Consider the following 7,313-nt stretch of genomic DNA (forward strand, 5'->3'; position numbering starts at 1 on the left):
CGGTGGTGTTCTCGGCGGTGTAGACCGCATTCGACGTTGCCGTGATGCGGCTCGCCAGCATGCCCGGTTGTTTCTCCGAGTAGTAAGTTGGCGAGTGGCCGCTCAAATACTGGAACAGGTCGCGCCGCAAGTCACCGGTGACAACGACGAACGTATGCGCGGCAACCCAGCCGCCGACCCGCCACAGCATGTTGTCGGCGGCGATCAGGCCGACCAGGATGGCGAACGCGCCCCACAGTGGACCGGGGTGATGCCGGCCTTCGCCGAGCACGTCGATCAGATGCTTGATCGCGTATTGCGAAGCGAGCGCACAGCCGACAGCCGCAAACACGCTGCACATGACGATCGCATGCGCGAGCGGATGGCGGCGGATAAAGCGGAAAAGAAACGCAAGCGGCCTATGCGCATAGCTCGCAAGCTTTGCGTTCTGGACATTACGCTGGGCGATGGTTAAGTGTTCCAATTGATCGTGAGGTTGGTGTGTTCAGGTTGTGCGTGCAAGGCATGGGCCACAGCAAAAGCGTTCGCCACGAAGCCGATGCTTCGCATTGTAAACATGCAAAAGCGATTGCGCCCTGTGTATCCGGGCAATGGCGCGACTGATTTCGCGATAGACGACCGCGACCTACTGTTGCTCGACCCGCCAATGGCGCGGTGGTTCATGCAGGTTGCGGAATATTTCGGGATATAACTACAAATTGCATTCAACTGCAGTGCGGCAATTCTTCAACGCCTGCCGGCAAAGTTGACACAGGAGCTTACAGTTGCCGCCTTCGGGTCAGCGTTGCAAGTCAGTTGCTACTGTAGAACTGTCTTATAAAACAAGGGTTTGTAAAGTGTTTCTTCTTTGTAACAACGTAAAGACTTTGAAATGTTGTGGTGCAGCGAGATGCCCGGCACCGATAATGCATGCTCTGTTGGCCCACCGAAATTTCTGACAGTTTGTCAACGTAGGTGCCATGTGTGCGTTTACCGGCACATGCGCAGACAGCGAACCGCTGAACTGGGCTCACTACCCAAGCGATCCATCGCAGGATTTCTCGAAAGAATCAGGCCCGCGCCGGCATATCCGGCCCGACTGCCCTGGCGAGCAAGCGAGTCGCTTTTACCAAACGCAGTATTTTTGCCTGATTTTTTACGAGGAGTTCTTCATTATGCGAATCGCTCAAATCGCTCCCTTGCACGAGGCGGTTCCGCCCAAGCTTTACGGTGGTACGGAACGCGTGGTGTCCAACCTGACCGAAGCGCTGGTTGAACAGGGCCATGACGTCACGCTTTTCGCAAGCGGCGATTCGCAAACCTCGGCGAAACTCGAAGCTTTCTGGCCGCAGGCGTTGCGCCTCGACCCGACCATTCGCGACGTGATGGCGCCGCACATGCTGCTGCTCGAAGAAGTGCGCCGCCGCGCGGAGGAATTCGACGTGCTGCATTTCCACATCGATTACTACCCGTTCTCGCTGTTCGCCCGCCAGCCGGTGCCGTTCCTGACCACACTGCATGGCCGTCTCGATCTGCCGGAACTGCAACCGATCTTCAATACGTTCAGCGACGTGCCGGTGGTGTCGATTTCGGACAACCAGCGCATCCCGCTGCAACAGGCGAACTGGCTGCAAACCGTTTATCACGGCCTGCCGGAAAACGTGCTCACGCCGATCAAGGACGTCAAGCCGGGCTACCTCGCATTCCTCGGCCGCGTCTCGCCGGAGAAGGGTCTCGACCGCGCGATCCGCATCGCCGGCCAGGCAGGCATGAAGCTCAAGGTCGCCGCCAAAATCGACAAGGCCGACCGTGCCTATTACGAAGAAGTGATCAAGCCGCTGATGGCGCTCCCGCACGTCGAATACATTGGCGAAATCGGCGAAACCGAAAAGCGTGAGTTTCTCGGCAACGCGCATGCACTGGTGTTCCCGATCGACTGGCCGGAGCCGTTCGGCCTGGTGATGATCGAAGCCATGGCGTGCGGTACACCGGTCGTCGCGTTCAATCGCGGTTCGGTGCCGGAAGTGATCGAAAACGGCGTTTCGGGTTTTGTCGTGGAAGACGAAATCAGCGCGGTTGCCGCTGTGAAGCGTCTGCACACGCTGCCGCGCGCCAAGGTGCGTGCGGCGTTCGAATCGCGTTTCTCGTCGAAGGTGATGGCGCAGAATTACGTCGCCACCTACGAAGAACTGCTGCGTCAGAAGCATCGCACGGTGCTGCGCGAAGTCAACGCCAGCTGATGTGCGGTAAGTAAAGGCAGTCGGGCCGCCTTGCTGGAGCGCTTTCGGCGTCCACAGCTCGGCACCCCCAGCGATCAGATGGTCCAACTGCGCCCCAGGAACGCCCCGCGTGCATCTTGCCCACGGGGCGTTGTTGCATGAACGCCGCGTTTTGGTGCGTGAGTGGCAGAAAGTACGGTTTTGGGACGGGCAAGCATGAGCCTGTCTCCGTAATATCCCTATAATGGCCGTGCCGCAAATTTGGCTGCGGCGCCGCCGACGACAGGAGGATGCCTTGGCGAGAACGAAAGAGTCGCGTGCGAACGCGGCGCCCGGCGCCGGAACGATTTTCGCGCTGCGCGCCATCGGTCTCGTGCTCCTCGCTCGCTGGCTTTTTTCGATGGCGCAGATGGACTTGGGCTCGTCGCTGTCCGCGATGGTGTCCTCGCCGTGGGCGTGTATCAACCTGGTGTTCCTGTTCCTGCTGATCTTCCTGCCGGGCGCGCGTGCCGTGGCCGAGCGTCCGTTGCATCCGCTGCCGCAATGGCTGCGGCAAGCGCTGCGTCTGTTTGCTTTCCTCGGATTCCTGTTTGCGGTCTGGTCGGTCGGCGCGTTTGCGGCGAGCGCCGGTTGGCGGCGCGCCGCGCAGGCGGTAGCGGCTACCAACGGCTGGCTGTTGGCGGCACCGGCGTTGTACGCGGCGGTCGTGTGGATTTGCCGGCCGCGCGCGCTGTGGCGAACCAATATCGCCGCGCGACGCTTTGCGATCGGCCGCTATGCGGTCGCGCTCGATCCGGCCACACGCACGGTGGTCGTCTGGGCCGAGCGTCGCAAGGTGGGTCAGTACGACGCCCGCGAATTGTCCGTGCGATGGGCGGCAGCCCCAGACGTGAGCGCGCCGCCGACACCTACCCCCGTCGTGGCGTTCGGTGTTGCCGGCGAGCCGCGCGGCCCAGCGGCGCCGCTCGGTCCGGTCGGCGCACCTGCGTTGACTCGCGGTGCCTTCGGTCGACGTCCGAAAATCGAATTGCTGTGGGATTCGCCGGCTGCGGCCGGCCACAATCGGCAGACCGTGTTCCGCACCGCGCTGACTACCGAGGGCGATTGGGTCGCCGCGCGTGCGCTCGACACATCGTTACAGCAAGTCTGAATCCGTCGCTTTGTGCAGTCGGCCACGCCCCGCGGCCGAAGCAGGCATCATAGAGTGAGCGGTAGTCGATAATAATAAGTGCCACCCGGTGTTTCAGAGGGTGGGTGAGAGACATACATCGATCGTATTGCGTCGTTTGCAGGAGTCGCTATGCTGGTTCGCTGGTTGCTTGCCGCCCTTCATCTGCTTGCTTATGGCTTTGCCCTCGCGTCGATTCTCCGGCGCACCTGGTCACTTCGGCGAGCCAGCGTGCCCGCTGCGTTGCGATCCGTATTCCGCGCCGACACGAGATGGGGTATTTCGGCGTTGGTGCTGATCGTCACCGGTCTGATGCGCGCCTTCGGCGGTTTCGAAAAGGGCGCCGACTACTACCTGCATGAGCCGCTCTTTCACGTCAAGATGACGCTGCTCGTGCTGATACTTATCCTCGAAGTCCCGTCAATGCTCGCGCTGATGCGCTGGCGCGCCTCTGTCAGAAAAGGCGAGCCGCCTGATTTGCGAAAAGCGCGTTTGTATGCGCATCTCAGCGTGATCCAGACTGTGCTGCTGGTTTTGATGGTGTTCGCGGCTACCGGCATGGCGCGCGGTGTCGGGTTGCCCGCGGGTGTGGTCTAGTCGCGGGTTGAAGCGCTGGCCGGTTCGCCGCGTTCGTCGCATTGGACCGCGACGCGCCGAATGCGCGCAGTATCGTCGATCCGGTTAAGTGAGAAACGTCGCGGGCGAACGAAGGAGGGCGTGCGCAACGCCAGCAGAAAACGCCTCTTACCGGCGGCTTCTGCGTGACGCTCCGCACGTTTGCAGCAATTTACTTCTCTACCACCAGGCTTGAATCATCGAGCCGATTCGCCTTCGCGCCGTCGGTCTTGTGCAGGACCTCCGAATCGCTCAAACCCTTGATCAATTCCAGCGCCTGACGTTCGAACAGCCGCCTGTACAGCCCGTTCTCGAGTCTGATCAACGCCTCGTGACTGCCTTCCTCGATGACTTTGCCCTTGTCCAGCACCAGCAGCCTGTCCAGCGCTCGCACGGTGGAAAGACGGTGCGCCACCACCAGAGTCGTGCGGCCGACCATCAGCCGCTCCATGGCGTGCTGGATCAGCACTTCGCTTTCGCTGTCGAGGCTCGAGGTTGCTTCGTCCAGAATCAGGATCGGCGCGTCCGCGAGAAACGCCCGTGCGATAGCCACGCGCTGACGTTCACCACCCGAGAGCTTGATGCCGCGTTCGCCCACCAGCGTGTCGTAGCCTTGAGGCAACGTCGCGATAAAGTCGTGCGCACTGGCGAGCCGCGCGGCGCGTTCGATCTCGGCGCGGCTCGCGCCGGGCCGGGCATAGGCGATGTTCTCCGCCAGCGAGCGGTGAAACAGCACGGGCTCCTGCTGAACGATCGCGATCTGGCTGCGCAATGACGTTTGCCGCACACGGGCAATGTCCTGACCGTCGATCGTGATCCGGCCTTCCGAAATGTCGTAGAGCCGCTGGATCAGCTTGATGAAGGTCGTCTTCCCCGAACCAGAATGCCCAACCAGCCCAACGCGTTCTCCCGGCGCGATGCGCACGGAGAAGTTGTCATAGAGCGGCGAGGCTTTCGCACCGTAGTGGAAGGTCACGTGCTCGAAGCGAATCTCGCCCTTGCCGATCGCGATCGGGCCCGCGCCGGGGCGGTCCTCGATACCTAACGGCTGGTTTTCCAGCGACACCAGTTCTTCCATGTCGTTGACCGAACGCTGCAGGTTGCGGATGTGCATACCTACATCGCGCAGATAGCCTTGCAGCATGAAGAACATCGTCAGCGCGAACGTGATGTCGCCAACGCTCGCTTCGCCGCGCACCCACAACAGCAACGCGACGCTGAGAATGGAGGCCTGGATTGCCACCAGCATGCCACCCTGCAAGCCGCCGTTGATCGTGCCGCGCGTCCACGTGCGGCGCGTGCGATGACGCCACTTGCCGATCACGCGTTCGAGCAGGACTTCCTCGCGCTCTTCGGCGCCGAACGCTTTCACCACGCCATTGCAGCTGACGGCGTCAGCGAGTGCGCCGCCCATGCGCGTATCCCATGCGTTCGCGAGACGTGCGGCGGGCGCAACGACGCCGAGCGACATGGCCACGGTCACCGCGATATACAGCACCGAACCGATGCCGACGACCGCGCCCATCATCGGCCAGCGCCAGCCGAGCAGCACCGTTGCGCCGACCAGCATGGTGAGCGATGGCAACAGTGCGACCAGCAGCGTGTCGTTGAGCAGGTCGAGCGCCCACATGCCGCGCGTGATCTTGCGCACAGTGGATCCGGCGAAGCTGTTGGCGTGCCAGTCCGTCGAAAAGCGTTGCACGCGATGAAACGCGTTGGCGGCGATGTCGCTCATCATCTTGAGCGTCAGTCTGATGAGGTTGAAGAACACGCCCTGGAGAAGCAGCGTGGCGCTCAGCCCAAGCGCGCCCAGCACACAGAAGGCGGTAATCGCAGCGTGCCACGCGACGGCGTCGCCGGCCGAGCCGGACGCGATCGCGTCGACGAGCCGTCCGGCGAACATCGGCGTGAAGATGTCTGCCAATGCCGAGAGCAGCGCCAGCGCGGCAATTGCGAAGATGCGCCAAGGCTGTTTGGCCCAGTGACGGAAGGTGAAGCCGAGGACATCCCTGAAGGCTTGTCCACGAAAGTCGAGTTTTTTTCTAGTCATTTGCCACGACCCGGTGGCGCGCGAGCGCACCGAGGTTCCAGTCAGAAGCGAAAGGAAGAGACAGTCAAGCAAGCCGGGATATATCGACAACGATGCCGGCAACGAGACTACGGACTGTCTGGAATTTGCGCGGACGGCCTGTTCAGGCAGAACCGCGTGAGCGACGACGCGACGAACTTAAAGTCGCGAGAATGGTCGAGAGACCATTCCAGGGACGACGATATGCACTGCGAACATGTGACGCCTCCCTGTAGTCGAATGAGGTGGTGAAAGTAGACGGGGCTAGTGCCCGAGGACTGACTATATCAGCAGTATTTGGCGACTGCAATCGTACGAAAGTTCGGTGTTGACTCCGACGCGGAGCAGGCGCAAGTGCGCTTCAGTGCGCCCGTACGCGATCAATCCGGAGCATGCCGGCATGCATGCAAAAACAAAAAAGCCCTCGACTTACGTTCGAGGGCTTTCTCTTGCGGGTCACGCGAATCTGGTGGGTGGTACAGGGATTGAACCTGTGACCCCTGCCGTGTGAAGGCAGTGCTCTACCGCTGAGCTAACCACCCGAAGAGAGCCGAATTATGTCAGGGATTTCCAGGCTCGTAAAGTACTTTTTAAGCGGTTTGCTCATCCGCTGCCGGCGTGGGTTCGAGGCGCCACACGCTCGTGCCTTTGACCGCTTTGTCCAGGCCGTCGAGCACGGCCTGATGTTCGGCGACTTCGTTGTCGCTCGCAGCAATCACGACCAGATTCAGCGAATCGATCGCGATGCGTGGCGCGTGCGCATCACCGCCACCGTGCGAATCGCCGAGCATGTCGATGACGAGGCTTTCCTGGCCGCGTGTCATCGCCAGATAAACTTCGGCGAGCAATTCAGAGTCGAGCAGCGCGCCGTGCAGGGTGCGGTGCGCGTTACTGATGCCGAAGCGGTCGCACAGCGCATCGAGTGAATTGCGCTTGCCCGGGAACATCTGCTTGGCGCGCGCGAGCGTATCGATGATCTCGCCGCAGTAGGTTTTCACCGGCGGCAAACCCAGCAGCGCAAATTCGGCATCGAGAAAGCCGACGTCGAACGGCGCGTTGTGAATGATCAGCTCCGCGTCCTGAATGAAGTCGCGAATCTGATCGGCGATCTCGGCGAACTTCGGCTTGTCGCTCAGGAACTCGGTGGTCAGCCCATGAACCGCCAGTGCGCCCGGATCGCTGTCGCGTTCCGGGTTGATGTAGAAGTGCAGGTTGTTGCCCGTGAGCCGGCGGTTCACCATTTCGACGCAACCGAGTTCAAGGA

Annotated in this window: 5 protein-coding genes, 1 tRNA gene and 1 pseudogene; 3 read left to right on the plus strand and 4 right to left on the minus strand. The window is 61.3% G+C overall.

Going from position 1 to position 7,313, the window contains the following annotated elements; genetic code table 11:
• A pseudogene (locus tag VFE81_RS02220) lies at nt 1-463 on the minus strand (ABC transporter ATP-binding protein); the annotation flags it as partial.
• Between the two features lie 691 nt (nt 464-1,154).
• On the opposite strand from VFE81_RS02220, the gene VFE81_RS02225 reads away from it, so the two are divergent.
• The 3 genes from VFE81_RS02225 (at nt 1,155) to VFE81_RS02235 (ending at nt 3,963) form a co-directional block, all read left to right on the plus strand.
• Entirely contained in the window at nt 1,155-2,219 is a 1,065-nt protein-coding gene (locus VFE81_RS02225; RefSeq protein ID WP_325043025.1) for a glycosyltransferase family 4 protein, read from the plus strand.
• A gap of 274 nt (nt 2,220-2,493) precedes the next feature.
• A complete protein-coding gene (locus VFE81_RS02230) occupies nt 2,494-3,348 on the plus strand; it encodes a hypothetical protein (RefSeq protein ID WP_325043026.1) in 855 nt (284 codons plus the stop codon).
• Between the two features lie 150 nt (nt 3,349-3,498).
• Complete coding sequence (locus VFE81_RS02235) at nt 3,499-3,963, plus strand: DUF2214 family protein (RefSeq protein WP_325043027.1); 465 nt, start codon at nt 3,499-3,501, stop codon at nt 3,961-3,963.
• A gap of 190 nt (nt 3,964-4,153) precedes the next feature.
• On the opposite strand, the gene VFE81_RS02240 is transcribed toward VFE81_RS02235, so the two are convergent.
• The 3 genes from VFE81_RS02240 to dnaQ all read right to left on the minus strand — a co-directional run.
• Nucleotides 4,154-6,031, minus strand: coding sequence for an ABC transporter ATP-binding protein (locus tag VFE81_RS02240; RefSeq protein WP_325043028.1), 1,878 nt, complete (start codon nt 6,029-6,031; stop codon nt 4,154-4,156).
• Between the two features lie 485 nt (nt 6,032-6,516).
• Nucleotides 6,517-6,591: transfer RNA gene (locus VFE81_RS02245), tRNA-Val, on the minus strand.
• Between the two features lie 48 nt (nt 6,592-6,639).
• Nucleotides 6,640-7,313: DNA polymerase III subunit epsilon (gene dnaQ / locus VFE81_RS02250; RefSeq protein ID WP_325043029.1), on the minus strand; the 674-nt coding region annotated here is incomplete at its 5' end.

Origin of the sequence: Paraburkholderia sp. (assembly GCF_035656215.1) — a bacterium.
GTDB lineage: Bacteria > Pseudomonadota > Gammaproteobacteria > Burkholderiales > Burkholderiaceae > Paraburkholderia.

Coding starts and splice junctions, on each gene's coding strand:
- VFE81_RS02240 (WP_325043028.1), bottom strand. CDS start 6,031: ATGACTAGAAAAAAACTCGACTTTCGTGGACAAGCCTTCAGGGATGTC.
- VFE81_RS02235 (WP_325043027.1), top strand. CDS start 3,499: ATGCTGGTTCGCTGGTTGCTTGCCGCCCTTCATCTGCTTGCTTATGGC.
- VFE81_RS02225 (WP_325043025.1), top strand. CDS start 1,155: ATGCGAATCGCTCAAATCGCTCCCTTGCACGAGGCGGTTCCGCCCAAG.